Here is a 15,728-nt window from a genome sequence, read left to right on the forward strand (position 1 = left end):
TTCAGGTCGAGTGCGTCGGGACCGAGGTATCGGGTTCACGAGCATGCAGGCGAAACGCCGTGTACAAGAGGGCCACCGCGGCGGTGATCACCAGCAGCGCGAGCCCGACGGTGTAGTCGTTATCCGCCGCGTCATACGTCGCACCCATCACCAGCGGCGGGAAATAGCCACCGACACCGCCCGCCGCGGCGACGATCCCGGTGATGCTGCCGACACTCGCCGCCGGCGATCGGCGCGCCACCCACGCGAACACCCCACCCGTCCCGATCCCGAGGAACACCGCGAGGGTGATGAACGTGATCGCCGACCAGAAGTCCGGTGGCGGTTGGAAGGCTGCCACCACCGCCATCACCCCGGTACCCGCAAGGGACGTGAGCACCACGAACTTCGGGGGAATCCGGTCCGACAACGCGCCGCCGATCGGTCGGGCGATCACCGCCGCGACGGCGAAGCCCGCGGTCCGGGTGCCGGCATCGACGGCGGAGAAATCGTAAATAGTCTTGATGTACGTCGGGAGGTAGTTGGCGAACGCGACGAACCCACCGAACACCACCGCGTACAGGGCCGCCATCTCCCACGTAACCCGGAGCCGGGCCGCGACCTTCAGCTTCGGGATAACGGGATTGGTGTTGGGCACGAACTCCGGCGAGTCCCGCATCACCACGACACACACGAGCGCGGTGACCCCCAACGCGGCGGCCACGATCGCATGCGTCGGAAAGAGGCCGAACCAGCCGACCATGCGCGGGGTGAAGAACGCCGACAACGCCGTACCGACCATGCCGGCACCGAAGACGCCGGTGGCGAACCCCCGGCGTGCCGGCTCATACCAGTTGTTCGCGAACGGGATGCCGATCGCGAACACGGTACCGGCGATACCGAGGAAGAAACCGAAGACGAGCAGCAGGGTGTACGAGTCGATCGAGCCGGCAAATCCCACCGCGAGGACCGGCACAATCGAGGACGACGAGAGGGCAATGAACATCACCCGCCCACCGAATCGGTCGGTCAGTGCCCCGACAACGATACGGCCGAGTGAGCCGACCAGGATCGGCGTCGCCACCAGCATCGACGCCTCCGCACTGCTGAGCGACAACGCCTCGGCGTACGTGGTCGACAGAGGACCGATCAAGTTCCACGCCCAAAAATTGATCGCGGACACCCAGGTCGCCAGGGCCAGATTGACCGACCTTGCCGAAGATCCCCGCACGTGCGCCCCTGAGCTCACCTACATCATGAAACCCCACATCCCGGGTCTTCGCAGCGTTTCGGCAGGCTCGACGGGACGGGTCAGGGACTCGTCCCGGAGGCTCTGATGCGACGGAACCGCAAACCACGCCGCCAGCCACCACCGGAGGCGGGCCCGGCCCCTTCACGGGCGCCCTTGTGCACCACGCGCCGCGGTGGCCTTCGATGCCTTATCACCTCATCTCGCCGGGCGTCGACCACCGACCACTTTGTGGAGGTGTTGACCACTTCGCGGTGGGGTCTGCGAATAGGTTGAGGTTCCCAGCTACTCCGAAGGCGAACGTCGCACGTTTGAGAAGGGAGTCTGCCACATGGTCGGATCGGCAACCGGAAACCGTCGGCCGGTCACCAGGGTGGGAACGAGTCGGATGAACAGGTTCTTCGCCCCGCCCTGCCACGGAAAGAGCGGCAGGTCAACCGTGTCCATCAACTCGTCGATTTCCTGGATCCCCTCGGCACGTCCCTTGATAACCACACTCCACGCTTCGCGCGATGAAGTCTCGTAGCCGTCTACTTCGAGCGCAACCGGCGCATCCGAGAGTGCAGCGGAGACCTTGGTGCCACTGCCGGATCGAAACACAATGGTTCCATGATCAACTGCATAGTTGAGTGGAAAGATGTCCGGGTGGTCGTCTACCCACACCGCGAGACGGCCGACACTCTCGGTACGAAGCAACGCCCAACATTCGTTGACAGCGAGTTCTCTGACATGTCGCTCATTGCTTCCCATTGCCGTCGCCTCCTGTCGTGGCATCGTGTCCGATCGTTCCGGCGCACGACGATCTCCTCTCGAAAATCATCGTCGCTCTTTCGGCTCTGCGCGACCCCTCCGGCGCACGACAGTCAGCGTGGTCGTGTCACGGTCGGCGGAACGGTCCAGCAGGTGGCCGTCGAGTCGCCGCTCAGTGTGTAAGTTCCGGCTCACTCGAGTATCAGCCGGCGAGCGCGACGATGATACTAGCTCGATCTGCGTCTCAACGGCGTCGACTCGCGCGCGTCAGCGACTCTGCAAGGTCGAGCCCGAAATTGGGTACTCGCAGCAGAACTGCAACCATGGGCTACCAGCGCTGCCGCGCACGACGGTGCCGAACACCGTGTGTGCGTCATCGTCACCGGGCTCACCGGCGGCCGCCGCGGTCTTCCGCCAGTTCTGCGGCAGGGCAGCCGCACCACGGTCCTCGTACGAATTGGTGGCGACGCGAGGCTTCCCACCCCGAACCTCGACTGTGTCGCCATGTACATACCCAGGGGTGACACGCCGTTTCCGATGCGGACAATGTTACTGACCTCTGCCCACACCCGACTTCGATTGACAGTCCGCAAGTTCTTCGCCCGGGACTCGTCTGGTGTCGTCCTGACGACCAGCGGACGGTTGCGTGGGTAGAGCAGTCTTGTCAAGGCACGGCTCCCCGTGTGCGGGTCTCGGTGCCGACGAATCGTGTGATTACCGGTCCGGCGAACGCGAGGAGGAAGACGTACGGGGTGACAACGGCTGCGATCTCGTCGTTCGTGGTGGCGACCAGTCCGATGATCACGATCGAGAACTCTCCCCGAGCGATCAGCGCGGTACCCGCACGTAACTGGCCGCGCCGTGCCACGCCGTCTCGACGCGCTGCGAATCTCCCCGTCGCCACTTTCGTCGCGGCGGTCACGACCGCGAGCGCCACCGCCGCCGGCAGCATGGGCAGCAGTTCTTGTGGATCGACGGACAACCCGATCGCCACGAAGAAGATTGCCGCAAACAAATCCCGCAACGGACTGAGCAGTACCCGCGCTCGGTCGGCGGTTTCACCGGTGAGCGTGAGCCCGACGAGAAAGGCACCGACCGCCGCGGAGACATGAACCAGCTCAGCCAACGCGGCCACGATCAACGTCAACCCGAGGATTCGAAGCAACAGCTGCTCCGAATCCGAATGCGAGATCATCCGACCGACGTGGTGGCCCCACCGATACGATGCGACAAAGGCGACGCACAGTGCACCGACGGCAACAAGCACACCCACCGCGGCCTGCCACCAGCTTCCACCTGCGGCGAGCACCGCGAGCACCGGCAGATACGCAGCCATCGAGAAGTCCTCAAGCACGAGTACCGACAGCAGCGCGGGAGTTTCGCGATTGCCGAGCCGGCGCAAATCACTGAGCAGGCGCGCGATCACACCCGATGAGGAAATGTATGTGGCGCCCGCGAGGGCAAGGACACCTACGCTGTCGAATCCGAGCAGCAGTCCCGCGATCGCGCCGGGAGTGGCGTTGAGGACCACATCGACCAGAGCGGACGGTAAGTGCCGGCGCAGGCTGGTGCCGAACTCGGTGATCGAGAATTCCAGTCCCAGAGTCAGCAGCAACAGCACAACCCCGATGGACGCGCCAATGGTGACGAACTCGCCGGCGGCCGGCACCGGCGCCACACCACCCTCTCCGAGCCCCAGACCGGCCAGCAGATAGAGCGGAATCGGCGACAGAGCGAACCGGCGTGCCGCCGCACCGAGCACCGTGAGCACCGTCAGGATGACGCCCAGTTCCAACAGCAGCGCCACCGAAACCTGCACGCGCTCAGTCCCCGTCAATAATGCGCTCGACTCCGGAGATACCCTCCGCGGTACCGATGACCACCAGCACATCTCCCGAGCGCAGCATCTCCGCCGGCGACGGTGACGCGATCACATCCTCGGTGCGGACGATCGCCACGATCGACGCACCGGTTCGGGTGCGGGCGCGTGTGTCTGCCAGCGGTCGATCGGCAAACGGGCTGCCCGCCCGAACACTGACCTGTCCGGCGTTCAGTCCCGGCACCTCACGCGTGAGGTCCGCAAACCGTTCGGCGATCCGAGGTGCTCCCAGAATCTGAGCGAGCGTGTCGGCCTCGTCGCCGGTCAGCCGGAACACCGGCCGCGCCTCATCCGGATCACTGCCCGCGTACACCACGATCTCGAACTCTCCAGTACGCCTTGCGATGACGCCGATCCGGTCTCCGTCCTGATTGTCGAACTCGTAGCGTAGGCCAACGCCGGGGAGAAGTATCTCTCTGACATCCATAGATCCCATCATCGAGGATGATCCGTCATCGGAGCGAGGATAAGGTCCGTACCTGATCGAACAGGCGGTGAAGAAGATCACCCGGCGGCGGCCGACCACCACGATGTGGTTACCGAAACGTTCATAGAACCGGCCGCGCAACGTCGCGTCGACGGCGACAGTGACGCTATCGCTCCAGTCGGGATCCTGAATCAGCGCCAGCTGCTGGCGGTACAGGCTGTCGAGTTCGTCGTTGCGTCGATCCAATTCCGCAGCCAGTTCGGGTCTCGGGTTCGGAGCACCTGCTCGGCCAGACCTGCCAACTCGCCCGCCAACCAGCCCATTCGTTCGAGGAGTTGTTCTGCCTGGCCGGTAGTCACGCGTGTCGAGAGTCGACAGCTGCTGGTCGAGGCCAGGAACTGCGACTAGAGCGTGTCTGCTTAATGTTTGATGCTTGATGCGTGATGCTGGGTATGTGTTGCGCGCCGATGAGATTTCCGATGACCTGTGGGCTGTGATCGAGCCCGTCCTACCCGCACTGGCCTGCGGAACGTAGTGGTGCCGGACAGTCGTCTGCGCGTTTCCACGCGTGAGCTCTTTCGAGCGCTCGATCTCGACGTCGGTGGTCCAGCGATTCGGCGACGTCACGCCGATCGCCCATCTCTGACGAAAGACGTTGCACCAGTGGGCAGGTCATCACCGAAACGTACGACTTCGTCGTCCATCCACCGGAACAGCACCGTGAGGCGTTTGATTTCAGGGGCGGCGTTGTGTTGTGCCGCATCTTTGACTTTGAACTGAACCCGCACACTGGAGTTCGTGTATCCCGCCGTCAGCATCTCTGTGTAAGCGAAGCTCGCATCGGTGTCTGCACTGGTGACGGGTCCGAGAAACTTCTGCTTCTGAAATAGCAGGACCTGCTTGGGTGAGCTGCCGGTTGCGCCTTCGATGGAGATCTCGGCGGCCCAGAGCTGAGCATCGGGGTCGTAATTGTGACGGTCCGGCACCAACCGCCACTGTGCATCTGAGGGGTTGCTCAGGGGCGGAGGAAGCACCGAGATTGCGTCAGCGATTGCGCTGCGCGCATCTCGTAGCTCGCGGTCGGTCAATCCCCATCGCTGTTGAATCGACTGCCTCGAGTATCCGGTCACCTTCGACAGCTGCGTGTATGTGGCTCCGAATTGCCTTGCAGCGTCCAGACTATCGCGCTGTTGACGTCCCAGACCGACGGCAACTGCAAGTGCAAACTTCGCCACGTAGAAATCGCGAAGCTGATCTTGCTGCTGAGGCGACAGAGAAGGCCGATTTGCAAGTTCTCGGGGATCCTCCACCGGGGCTTGCATTCCCTGCTGCTGCATCCAGGCCCTTGCATGGTCGGTCAATGCCTTCTCGATATCGCTCCAGAGCGGACCAAGGGGCATATGCACCGATCCGTTGATGTTGCTCATGCTTGACAAGCTAGCACACGGCAAGGTTTTCTTGCTCTTGCCGGACTATCGTGCAGTTCTGGTCGGCGACTACCCACGGCCGCCATCGCTTGGACGATTCCGGGACCGCAGTCCGAAATATCAGACGTGCGTCAATAACGTTCGTTTTAGACACATGCCGGTTTCGAGACACCGATGGCGTTCGCCGTATGTGTCAAAAGTCGTGTCCAAAACCCCGAGCGGAAAATGGTTCATATGGTTGAGTTCTGACACACTCGATGCTCATGGGCGAGCTTTTGGGGTACGCGAGGGTGTCGACGACCGAGCAGAGTGTCGATGCGCAGAGAGACGCTCTGACCGCTGCTGGATGCGCACGGGTGTGGGTGGAGACTGCGAGCGGTGCGACGACGTCGCGCCCGGAGTTGTCGGACCTGTTCTCGCATCTGCGTTCCGGGGACACTCTGGTGGTGTGGCGGCTCGATCGGCTCGGGCGATCACTCCCCCACCTTTTGCAGACTGTCGAGGATCTCGAATCCGACGGTGTGGGGTTTCGGTCGTTGACGGAGTCGATCGACACGACGACGTCGGGTGGAAAGTTGATCTACTCGATTTTCGGGGCGTTGGCTGAGTTCGAGCGCAACCTGATCCGTGAACGCACACAGCTTGGGTTGGCGTCCGCACGGGCGCAGGGCCGGTTGGGTGGCCGTCCGCGGGCGATGTCCGATGCAAAGATCAAACAGGCCAGGCGGATGCGGGCCGGCGGCATGTCCCTGGCCGACATACGAGACGTCGTGGGTGTTTCGCGATCGACCCTGTATCGGTATCTAAAATGACCAGCCAACAGAAGAGCGAGGCAAGACAGCCGAAGGATCACAACTCAATCTTCTATACCTCCCTCCGGCGATGATCTGAATTCGGGACCAGGCGTGAACTGGGTGGGCGTAAGGCGAGAGTAATCAATCTTTCCCGACTGCGTGAGCGGAAGACTGTTAGCTAGCTCGTCGGCGTTGATGCCGCGGTTCCAGAGGAAGCGCGCCAATACCAGTGCTTTCGAGTGTCGGCGGGCTTGCGCTGTGGAGGAGTGCGCAAAGTCTGTCGTTGGATCGCTCACGCAGGAATCCTCTCTACGGCTTTGATGACGTGGACTCGTTGATTGCTGTTGTGTAGCCGAACCCGGTTTTATGGCGATCATGTGCTGCACCTTCGGCACAAGTTGCCATGTGACCGGACCATGAGCGATCGGGGAGTGTGCCCGCAACAAAGCACCTGTGTCCGCAGTAAGTGCAGTACGACCCGGCCATGCCTTATGCAACGTCCTCGTTGGTTCCGAATAGCGTGGAGTGAATCGCCGTGACTATGGCGATGGAAAGGCCTGTGCGAGTTGCGGTGTGCTCGATTCGGTAGCCCTGCGATAGTAGGGAGGTGGCGAATTCTTCGGCCTCCGAATCGTGCCGGGGTTGTCGTTGACCGGCCAGTCTCCGTTTCGCCTGTCTGGGTGTACGAGCGGGTGGTGCCAGGTCTCCGTCGAGCGAGTCGACGAGCATTTCGACGATTTTCGCGTGCGCAGCGGAGACCGCGTCGCGGGTGAACGGTAGGACCGAGCGCCGGCTGTAGCCGAGCGCTGCGGCGATCGCTGATCGCGTCCAGCCGTGATCGAGTAGGTCGTCGATTCGCTTCCAAGTCGGTGCTGGGTCGACCTGGATGTTGCGGTCAGCGATGCCGCGGCGGCCGCGGGTGCGGGACACGCTGCGGGCGGCGTGCACGTCGTCGACTGTCAGGGACAGCAAAGAGCGGCGATGCAGCGGGTGGCAGCGTAGTTCGCGGCCACTGACCAGGCCGCGCACCAACCCGATGTTGACGCAGGCCGCTGCAGCGATCGCGCCGACCGTGATGCGCTGGTCGGCTCTGTCCTGCACGGTCTCCTGAGCGAGAAGGCCGTTTAAGTGGGCCGCGACATCTGTGGCCTCTACCCATGCTTCCCGGTGTCTGCGCGCCAAGTCGCGCGATGCTGCCCTGGCGTATGTCCGGCTCTCTTCGACGCAGACCGTGCAGTGACAGCCTGCGTAGTAGCCGCGGCGCCCATGAGGTGTATCGCCGAGGTCCACTGTGGCGCCCACGGCGACGCGTGCCCGGCTCAGTTGCCACTTCCAGCCGGGAAGTTGTTCGAGAGCGGCAATCTGTTCGGCGGTGAGGTCGCCCTTCTTGTGACTGTGCCGTAGCCGGCTGAACCATTGATACAGGTTGAAGTGGTGTCCGTCGACGAGCTCTGTATGTCCGACCGGAACGCCAGCTGCGGTACCGGTTGTCGCGATATAGCTGCGTGCGGCGTCGATGCCGATCTGCCACCAGGTTTCCGGTGTTTTCCACGGGAATCGGCGATCGCCATTACGGTCTGTCGGTATAGACACCAACAGCAGTGCCTCCAATGCCGGCGGCAGTGCGCGCAGCAGTTTGCGGCGCCGAACACCGACGAGCCATTGCCCGATCGGTTGACCCTCTTCAACGTGGTCCTCAGGGACGTCGGCGTGCCGTTCCCATGCGACGAACTGGCGAAATGCTTCGAACATTTCGTCGTCGTCGTCACTGAGTGGAGTCCAAGTCCACCCTGCGCGCTTCTCCAGCTCTTCCTGCAGCCAGGGATCGATCGTGCCGTCACGGCACTCGCATACTTTCCGCGCGACCCACCGGCTCAACGGACGATTGAGCCCGTCCGTTCGTCCGGCGTAGATGCTTGCCCCGCAGCTATTTTCGATGAGGCTGCCGCGTTCGGTGACGATCTGATCGAGCGTCGGTAAGGTACGTGCGTCGGCGGCATCTGCAGCTGCCCAGCGGAATCCAGGCACCTCTTCCAACCTGCGTGCGCGGTCGGGATCGATCAGCTCTTTGCTGTAGAGGCTGCGTTGTTCGACCATCCACATCCCCAGCGGCATACCGTTCACAACCGCGGTCGACGTGACGGCCGAGGCACTCCCCCGCGTGTGGGCGACCTCGACCAGCAATCCGTAGTACTTCTCCCATAGCGGCGAGGAACGCTCGAGCAATCGTGCGAGCACGGCCCCGGGATCATCACCGACGATTTTGAGCCACGACAGATCCTCCGGAGCACTGCCGCCGGAGACCCCACTGGATCGACGTGCACGGTCGAGATCTACTGCGATGCGGGTGTCTTCAGCACGTAGCCCGCGAAGTACTCGCCAGATATGGCCGTAGGGACTGTCTGCCAACTGTTCTTGGTCGTCATCGGCACCGTCGAGAACCAGTGGCACCACGATCGTTCCGACGGTCTTGTCCGGGTGGGCGCGCAGAGCACGCCCGATCGCTTGAATGATGCCGTTTGCGCTCGTTCGCGGATCCGCGAACAACACTGCGTCTACTGCAGGAACATCGACGCCCTCACGAAGGCACTGCGCCGAACTCACCACCGTGACCGTGTCGGCCGGTTCATCGGCGGCCAGCTCGTGCAGGATCCGGCGACGATCCCCGTCCGCCATCGATCCGTCCACGGCAAAAGCCCGGACGGGAAGGCCGTCTACCGTTCCGAGTTCGTTGACCCGCTCCGCGAACGCACGCGCACCGGCGACCCGATTATGGAAACTCAGGATCCGACGCACGCCGAACTGTCCGACCGTGTCGACAAGTGCAGCCAACGCGGCGCGGTCAGGGACATGCTCCGGATCTTGACGTGACGTCGTTACGACGACTCGATAGTCGGGCAGCAGTCCGCGCGCGATCGCCTCGCCTGCCGACAAGCTGTAGGCGATCGCACCGAACGTTGATTCGGTGTCCATCGACCGCACCCGACTCGACGCGCCACTGAGGTCGTCGAGAGGATCGACGACGGCAAGATTGCCCATCACGATCGGTGTTGCAGTCTGGAAGAGTCGGCGCCGCGCCGGGATGGCGCGATCGTTCAACACCGGTTCGAACCGGGCATCGGTACGGCCGGCAAGATGATGTGCCTCATCTGCGATGACAAGATCCAGTTGGTGCACCTGGTCGACCAACCTCATCGCCTCGGCAATGACCGGCGCAGAGTGATAGGTACTGACCACCACAGTCAGCTCATCGTTCGACATCACCGCAGCATCCAGAAATCCAGCGACGACTCCGGCTTGGGTCGTCACCCCGTCTGTGTCACGAACACCGTCGTACGGGTCGATTCCGTCGTCGCCGACCTCCGCCGCCGCGACCGTACTGGTCGGGTCACTGCAAACGGCCAACGCCCGCACACTGTGACCAGCCATCCTCCACTGCGAGATCGTCTGTGCAACAAGCGCGATCGAAGGCTCGAATACGACAATGGTTCGCGCGCGCAGTGCCACCGCAAGCCAGGGGCCGACCAATGTTTTGCCTGTGCCGCAAAACATTCGGAGTTGTGCTCGCCGCGCACCGGATGCGTAGACGTCACACAACGCGGTGATCGCTTCGTGCTGGTGTGTCCGAGGCTGAACCGCCACGGAGGTCGGTACTGCAGTCATCGTCGATGGTCCCTTCAGGCCGCGAGATTCTGCTCAGCGCCCACAGGACGCATCTTGGTCAGGGCCCGGTGGGCGACCTGAGCGACCATGTCGGGCTGAAGGCGGTGCGCAGTCGCAATCTCGGACACGCTCTTGGCAGTCCCGTCGACGAGACCGAACATCTCGACGATCACCGTTCGTTCCCGCTCGGTGAGCCGCGCGAGAAGGTCGGTGACGTCCTCCTGCTGGGACGTGCGTTGATCGTCGCTCAGATTTTCGGTGAGAGTGTCTCCAAGAGTTCGAACGCCGACGCCGTCAGACATTGGCGCGTCGAGAGAACGCGCTGGACGAAGCATCGACAGCATCGCCTCGACAGCACGGACCGACATTCCCACGTTGTCCGCTAGTTCGCGTAGCGACGGTCTACGCCCCAGCTCGACCGTGAGCTCGTACTCGGCGGCCGCAACGTGTCTACTCCGCTCCGCCTCACGGTCCGGGCACGACACCGCCGACGACCGCAGGATCGCACGTTGCTGCATGTTCTTGACCCAGTTGATCGCATAGGTCGAAAACTTCAAGCCCCGCTTGTAGTCCCACTTCTGGACCGCACGAATCACCCCGAGCACTCCCTCCGACGTCAGATCGTCGACGTCGAGCTCCCCATTCGCACGAACGGCAATCCGGCGCCGCGATTGCCACGCAGCCAGCCGGATATTCGCACCGACGAATCGTTGAAACGCAGCACGTCCTTCGCTCTCGACTGCTCGCAGATCTCGGCGACGCACGGTACCCGCGCCGCCGGTCGACAGCAGATGCGACGCATACAGACCAGCCTCTATCGCCTGCGCGAGTTCGACCTCTTCCGCTGCCGAAAGCAGCGACTGAGCTGCGAACTCCTGGAGAACGTTCGACCACCTTGGGATTGCCATACGGCCGACGCTAACGACGACTGTGGACAGCTCCGCCCTACGAGGAATCGATGGCGCTGAGGTTGCAGTGCCGTCGAGCGCGACCGATCGCGGTGTGGGCGCCGTCAGGATCCGATAAAACGACGATGACCGCATGCCCACTGGGCATGCGGTCATCGTGCACCGAACGAAATCGTTAGGCGGTAAACAGATTCGCGATCGGGTTCTTCGCTCCGGTCGGCATCGCCAGCGCATGTCTTTCAAGACATTTCAACGCTGCGACCTCGTCATCGGATGCTCGGCCGATGACCACTCCACTATCGGGATCAACGCGATCCTCGCCGTCGATTCGATAGCCGGTGAGTGCATATCGGCGTTTGTCGACAGAGGCACTCCACGTAACTCCAGCGAACAGGCCAAGAAAATGGCCGAGCCGATATGCCGCAATCGCATTCGATCGCGGTGCGATCGCCCAATAGCCGCGAACTGACAACCAAAGGTCGGTGCCAACGGTCGTGAGATCCGCACCGGCGTGCGTGCGCGCAAATCCGTCCGCTGCAGTCGACGCACCGGCATGCCACCGGTCGAGACGTATCGCTGCAATGCGCAAGTTCGGCACACAGGTCGAAAGCTTCGCGCGTAGTTCATCTTGACTGGCAGCGCGAACGCCAAGCGCACGACGTGCTGCTTCCGACCCCACGTCGCTCGCTGCTCCCGCCCACAGTTGAATCACCGTGTCGAAACTGTGGCCGGTCAACTCACTCGCGTCCGTGAGCAAATCGAAGGTATCGCTAGTCACCCGAATACGGTGCAGCTCAGTGGTTTTCATACCAGATACTCCCTATTTTGTTACCCGCGAGGCATTCACTCTCATACTGCGAGTGGGTTGGCCCCTCGGCGGCCGCGAAAGTGCGGCCGGTACGACAACGCTAACATGCTGGGCCGCATCTCATCAAAGTGTCGGGCCACCACTTGGGTAATCTGGGGACGGAGAGTCGATAGGACGTCCCTGGTTGGCGGCATCTCGGCATACTTCACACTGTCTTTGCAGACGGACGTCCACAATCGGCGAGGTATGCAATCGCTACCGCGTTCTCCAAGCAGCCGCGATGGACAACAGCACGCTGACCGGGAATGACCCCATTCCACGCGACGAGAAGACCACCGGCACCGCGATCCTCAACAACCACGGACCGACAACGAAATATCTGCCGCGCCGCCTCGTCGTGGTGGACTGTTTCGATCACTGTGCCTGGTTCAAGGCTGTTCGCCGGTGACAGCTTTGTTCGCTCACACATGGGCAATGCAGTGAAGTCGATCGACGTGTCCATCGCCTGGCACAGTAGAGGCCGATATAGACAGCGTGGAGTGCTCGACGAGCAGAACGTTGGTGCGAATATGACGCCTGAAACCTTTCAGGAAGCCGGGACCAGCGCCGATGTGTTGACGGTAAACGGATATCGACCGGCGACGTCGTCCACAGCTTCGACGAGTGCGCGTCCATCCTCACGGAGTTCTTGCACCGCGAACACTGAGGAACCTTCGTGATGAATCTTTACGAGTTCGCCGACCTGAATCATGGCCTTAGTCTGTCAGCTTTTCGCGGAACGCATCTCGACCGCAAGGCGCGCCCGGCTCATGCCATTTCGTCTGCCGCACAACAGTGCTCGACCTCACCGTCCGGGACTGAATTGCGGTCATGCTGCCGCACTACCCGACCCACACCACACACCGGCATTCCGACGCAAGGCCTTCAACTGTCGTGCACTCAACCCGCCCCACACGCCGAAATCTTCACCGGCGCTGAGCGCGTAGTCCAAGCACTCATCGCGTACCGAGCAGCCGAGGCAGACACGCTTCGCGGCGTCACAGGTTCCACCCTTCTCCGGGAAGAAGATCTCCGGGTCGGTCTGCGCACACAGCGCGGATCGACGCCAATCGACGGCTTCGGCGACCGGCAGTAATCCAACGGAGAAGTCGTCGAGGTCTGAATCTGTCATGGTCGTGTCCTTCACGGAGAGTCGACTGGAACCGGTTGACTTGGTGTCGTTTCCGAGACGCTAAACCGGAGTCTGGACAGTTCGGACGACACCGAAATCGACAGGTCAGATCGGGAGATGCAGTTCGCGGAGGCGAGTGGGATGCATATACGGCGGTCGCAGCCCTGCCAATCCGTAGCCGCCAGATCGTGGAGCGGGTCGCCCTCGCAGGCATCGGGTTGGAGTGGTGCGGCCCAGGCTGCCGTCCGGGTGTTGGTGTGCAGCAGTCCAGGCGTCTTCGTCGGGTAGCGGCGTGAACTCCCAGCGCAAAACGCGCCCTTCGCCATGGCCACGCTTCTTCCCGATCACGTCCAACCCTGCAAGGAGCTCCGCGACGGCGTTCTGATCTCCTACCCCGCGCCACACGACGGTGCGGGTGTTGGTGATCATCACTGGCATGTATCGGGCTCGGTAGCGACCTTGGCGATCGGACACAACGGCTGGCAGCTGCGTCGCCAGCTCCTCGAGCCCGCGGTGATCGGTGCGCGACGCCCAGTACCGCACAACGGGATCGCCGTTCTGATCTTCCGGATAAGAACACGTAGCGCACCAATGCCAGTCGCTTCCAGCGAGGCTGCAGCGTGCCAGGGGCAAGTCGAGGTCTGCCGGCGCAACGTCCGGGGTCATTGCTCCGACCTCTTCGCCCCGATCGAGCGCGGCAGCTTTCTGGTTAGCCCACATCTCCGCCGCCAGCAGTCCGTCCAAACTGATGCCCCAGGGTGTGGCATGTGCAAGTCCAGCGGCAAGGTATGCCCGTACCTGAAACGGTCGATCGCCCGAGCGGCCGCTCATGTCAACCAACCCAATGCAGTGATGACGTCGTCACGACGCGGACCGAGCTCGGCACGCCAATCGACCGGCTCAGGTTCTCTGCCTGCCAACACAACTCGCTGTGACTCCACCCTGACTCGCCCGTGACCGATGGAGCTGCGACCACCGAGAGACCCGTCTCGCGCGAATCGCTCCCATACATCACCGAAGAACGACACTTCGATCGGCGTCGCTCGATCCATTCTCAGAAACGTCTCGAAATGCGTTCCTGCAGGCAAGGTTTCCACTTCGAACCGCATCAACATCGAATCCATCGACTGCGCCTTCTTTTCGTCTGGAACCGCAATGGGTTCGGGGAACTCGCGGGTCACGGTGTCGTCGAACCGGCTGTAGGACTCCAGCGAAAAGATCTCGAAACAGCTCAGCAACGGTCCCGGGAACGGCCGGGTCACGATGGATTCCGTTTCCCGGATCCGCGGAACAACCTTGCCTACCTTCAGACAACCGTCGATCGGCGGTTGTCCGCCACCGTTGCCTCCGAAGACCGCGATAGGCGGCACGAGTTCACGTAGCTGCTGACGGCGGCGACCGGTGAGTCCGTCTCCGCTGACCTTCGTCAGGCTGCCCCCATTACGGAGCGCATGCGCCGCAGACAACGAAATCTGGCCTTCATAGCAGAACTGCTCCCGGAACAGCTCCTCAGCGATACGCCGCAACGCACCCCGTAATGAGTTGCCCGACACTGTCGGCACCAACGCGACCGTGCCGTCGGGTTGAATCACCGGTTCCCGACGGAACGGCGTAGTCGTCGTTCCGCTGTCCTCTCCCTTCTGCGAAATCGACGACAAGGCAATCAGTTCCACATCCCACCGCACCGACGACCTCATGACTTTCTCCGCGCCGCGCGCTGCGCTTGAACAGATTCCGCGACGATCCGGATCCGCAGGACATACGACGTTGGCCGCGACCGCAACAGCCCCAACACCGGCACCGCAGGCTCACGCAGCAATGTCGCCAACTCCAGACGTTGCTCAGCGCCCGACGGTTCGGACTCCAAACCGCGAGACACCACTGCCCACCAATGATCGAGATCGCTGGCACCGATATACGTCGCGAGACGAACTCGGTTCGGCAAGTGATGCGACCAGTAGGTCTCACGCCGCCGCGCAACCCAGCTCGATTCCCAGTCAATCCCATAGTGCAACAACAACAACAACCGCTCGGCCGTCGAGTGGGCACCACTGAGTCGCGGCAAGCTAGCCGGCGCAGCCTGCAGCCAACGCTGCGTCGGTGTCGTCATCGTGCACCCCCACTTTGCTTCGGTGTCGAGGCCCGCATCGCGAGCTCCCACCACACCGACATAGGCCGCATCGGAGCGAGAATCTCCCAATCGCTGAGCACCGCCGGCCATCGCCGACCCGCTATCGTCTGCATCCGCTGAAACGGCGGACTGGGCTCTCGTAAGTCCCGCACCCCGAACCCCGCTGACCGCAACCTACGTACAGCCGCGAACAGCGCGACATCACTACTGCGCCACGGCAACGACACATCGTCGACGGCCACCTCGCCCCACCGCGCGTGCGGAAGTACATGCTTGCGACCCGGACGCAACGGGACGATCACCGCTACCTCGACGCTCAAAGGAGCTGACAGGATCTGACCTAGCTTCACCGGCGACAGTCGATCGACTCCCGGGTCTGTCGTCACCCGGTGGATGTCGCGACGCCACGCAGGCGTGCGGTAGGCCCACACGCACGGAGCGCACAACCCTCGCTCCGCTGGGCATTTCCAGCTATCGAAGCCAGTGAATGTTCGCGACACCGCAGCCGAGGCCGGGGAAACCGTCACCGACGTTGCGGCGCA

At 62.6% G+C, this 15,728-nt stretch carries 16 protein-coding genes and 1 pseudogene; 2 read left to right on the forward strand and 15 right to left on the reverse strand.

The window, feature by feature from the left end; all coding sequences use genetic code 11:
- Window position 1: 1 nt before the first annotated feature.
- From ACHIRB_RS30705 to ACHIRB_RS30730, 6 genes and pseudogenes are all read right to left on the reverse strand, one after another.
- The gene (locus tag ACHIRB_RS30705) at window positions 2-1,210 is read right to left on the reverse strand and encodes a nitrate/nitrite transporter (protein ID WP_395118474.1); all 1,209 of its coding nucleotides are present in this window, start codon (window positions 1,208-1,210) and stop codon (window positions 2-4) included.
- 303 nt (window positions 1,211-1,513) lie between these two features.
- Window positions 1,514-1,978, reverse strand: coding sequence for a pyridoxamine 5'-phosphate oxidase family protein (locus ACHIRB_RS30710; protein ID WP_395118472.1), 465 nt, complete (start codon window positions 1,976-1,978; stop codon window positions 1,514-1,516).
- 664 nt (window positions 1,979-2,642) lie between these two features.
- Window positions 2,643-3,797 carry a cation:proton antiporter gene (locus ACHIRB_RS30715; RefSeq protein WP_395118470.1) on the reverse strand — a complete coding sequence of 385 codons (1,155 nt, stop codon included), beginning with the start codon at window positions 3,795-3,797 and terminating at the stop codon, window positions 2,643-2,645.
- A gap of 4 nt (window positions 3,798-3,801) precedes the next feature.
- Complete coding sequence (locus tag ACHIRB_RS30720; protein WP_395118493.1) at window positions 3,802-4,284, reverse strand: cation:proton antiporter regulatory subunit; 483 nt, start codon at window positions 4,282-4,284, stop codon at window positions 3,802-3,804.
- Window positions 4,285-4,350: 66 nt separating this feature from the next.
- Window positions 4,351-4,643: pseudogene (locus ACHIRB_RS30725) on the reverse strand (PhoU domain-containing protein); the annotation flags it as partial.
- Between the two features lie 264 nt (window positions 4,644-4,907).
- Complete coding sequence (locus tag ACHIRB_RS30730) at window positions 4,908-5,711, reverse strand: LppP/LprE family lipoprotein (protein WP_395118468.1); 804 nt, start codon at window positions 5,709-5,711, stop codon at window positions 4,908-4,910.
- A gap of 263 nt (window positions 5,712-5,974) precedes the next feature.
- On the opposite strand from ACHIRB_RS30730, the gene ACHIRB_RS30735 reads away from it, so the two are divergent.
- Window positions 5,975-6,523: a recombinase family protein gene (locus tag ACHIRB_RS30735; protein ID WP_395118466.1), complete on the forward strand. Its 549-nt coding sequence runs from the start codon at window positions 5,975-5,977 to the stop codon at window positions 6,521-6,523.
- Between the two features lie 471 nt (window positions 6,524-6,994).
- Here ACHIRB_RS30735 and ACHIRB_RS30740 read toward each other — a convergent pair whose 3' ends face one another.
- The 3 genes from ACHIRB_RS30740 to ACHIRB_RS30750 all read right to left on the reverse strand — a co-directional run bounded on the left by ACHIRB_RS30740 (window position 6,995) and on the right by ACHIRB_RS30750 (window position 11,854).
- Window positions 6,995-10,168: a DEAD/DEAH box helicase gene (locus tag ACHIRB_RS30740; RefSeq protein WP_395118464.1), complete on the reverse strand. Its 3,174-nt coding sequence runs from the start codon at window positions 10,166-10,168 to the stop codon at window positions 6,995-6,997.
- A 14-nt stretch (window positions 10,169-10,182) separates the two neighbouring features.
- A complete protein-coding gene (locus ACHIRB_RS30745; protein WP_395118462.1) occupies window positions 10,183-11,076 on the reverse strand; it encodes a sigma-70 family RNA polymerase sigma factor in 894 nt (297 codons plus the stop codon).
- A 175-nt stretch (window positions 11,077-11,251) separates the two neighbouring features.
- Window positions 11,252-11,854, reverse strand: coding sequence for a hypothetical protein (locus ACHIRB_RS30750; protein ID WP_395118460.1), 603 nt, complete (start codon window positions 11,852-11,854; stop codon window positions 11,252-11,254).
- Between the two features lie 310 nt (window positions 11,855-12,164).
- On the opposite strand from ACHIRB_RS30750, the gene ACHIRB_RS30755 reads away from it, so the two are divergent.
- A complete protein-coding gene (locus ACHIRB_RS30755; RefSeq protein WP_395118459.1) occupies window positions 12,165-12,332 on the forward strand; it encodes a hypothetical protein in 168 nt (55 codons plus the stop codon).
- Between the two features lie 138 nt (window positions 12,333-12,470).
- Here ACHIRB_RS30755 and ACHIRB_RS30760 read toward each other — a convergent pair whose 3' ends face one another.
- The 6 genes from ACHIRB_RS30760 to ACHIRB_RS30785 all read right to left on the reverse strand — a co-directional run.
- Window positions 12,471-12,635 (reverse strand): hypothetical protein, encoded by a 165-nt coding sequence (locus ACHIRB_RS30760; RefSeq protein WP_395118457.1) that lies wholly within the window; start codon window positions 12,633-12,635, stop codon window positions 12,471-12,473.
- Window positions 12,636-12,752: 117 nt separating this feature from the next.
- Window positions 12,753-13,055: a WhiB family transcriptional regulator gene (locus tag ACHIRB_RS30765; RefSeq protein WP_395118455.1), complete on the reverse strand. Its 303-nt coding sequence runs from the start codon at window positions 13,053-13,055 to the stop codon at window positions 12,753-12,755.
- 105 nt (window positions 13,056-13,160) lie between these two features.
- Window positions 13,161-13,886, reverse strand: coding sequence for a hypothetical protein (locus ACHIRB_RS30770; RefSeq protein WP_395118453.1), 726 nt, complete (start codon window positions 13,884-13,886; stop codon window positions 13,161-13,163).
- Window positions 13,883-14,752, reverse strand: a complete 870-nt coding sequence (locus tag ACHIRB_RS30775; protein WP_395118451.1) for an RAMP superfamily CRISPR-associated protein — start codon at window positions 14,750-14,752, stop codon at window positions 13,883-13,885. The genes ACHIRB_RS30770 and ACHIRB_RS30775 overlap by 4 nt, the downstream gene beginning before the upstream one ends.
- Window positions 14,749-15,165 (reverse strand): hypothetical protein, encoded by a 417-nt coding sequence (locus tag ACHIRB_RS30780; RefSeq protein WP_395118491.1) that lies wholly within the window; start codon window positions 15,163-15,165, stop codon window positions 14,749-14,751. Before ACHIRB_RS30780 ends, ACHIRB_RS30775 begins: the two co-directional genes overlap by 4 nt.
- Window positions 15,162-15,728, reverse strand: a 567-nt coding sequence (locus ACHIRB_RS30785; RefSeq protein WP_395127837.1) for a hypothetical protein, incomplete at its 5' end; no start/stop codon positions are given. The genes ACHIRB_RS30780 and ACHIRB_RS30785, both read right to left, overlap by 4 nt.

Origin of the sequence: Antrihabitans spumae, from assembly GCF_043944905.1 — a bacterium.
Taxonomy (GTDB): domain Bacteria; phylum Actinomycetota; class Actinomycetes; order Mycobacteriales; family Mycobacteriaceae; genus Antrihabitans; species Antrihabitans spumae.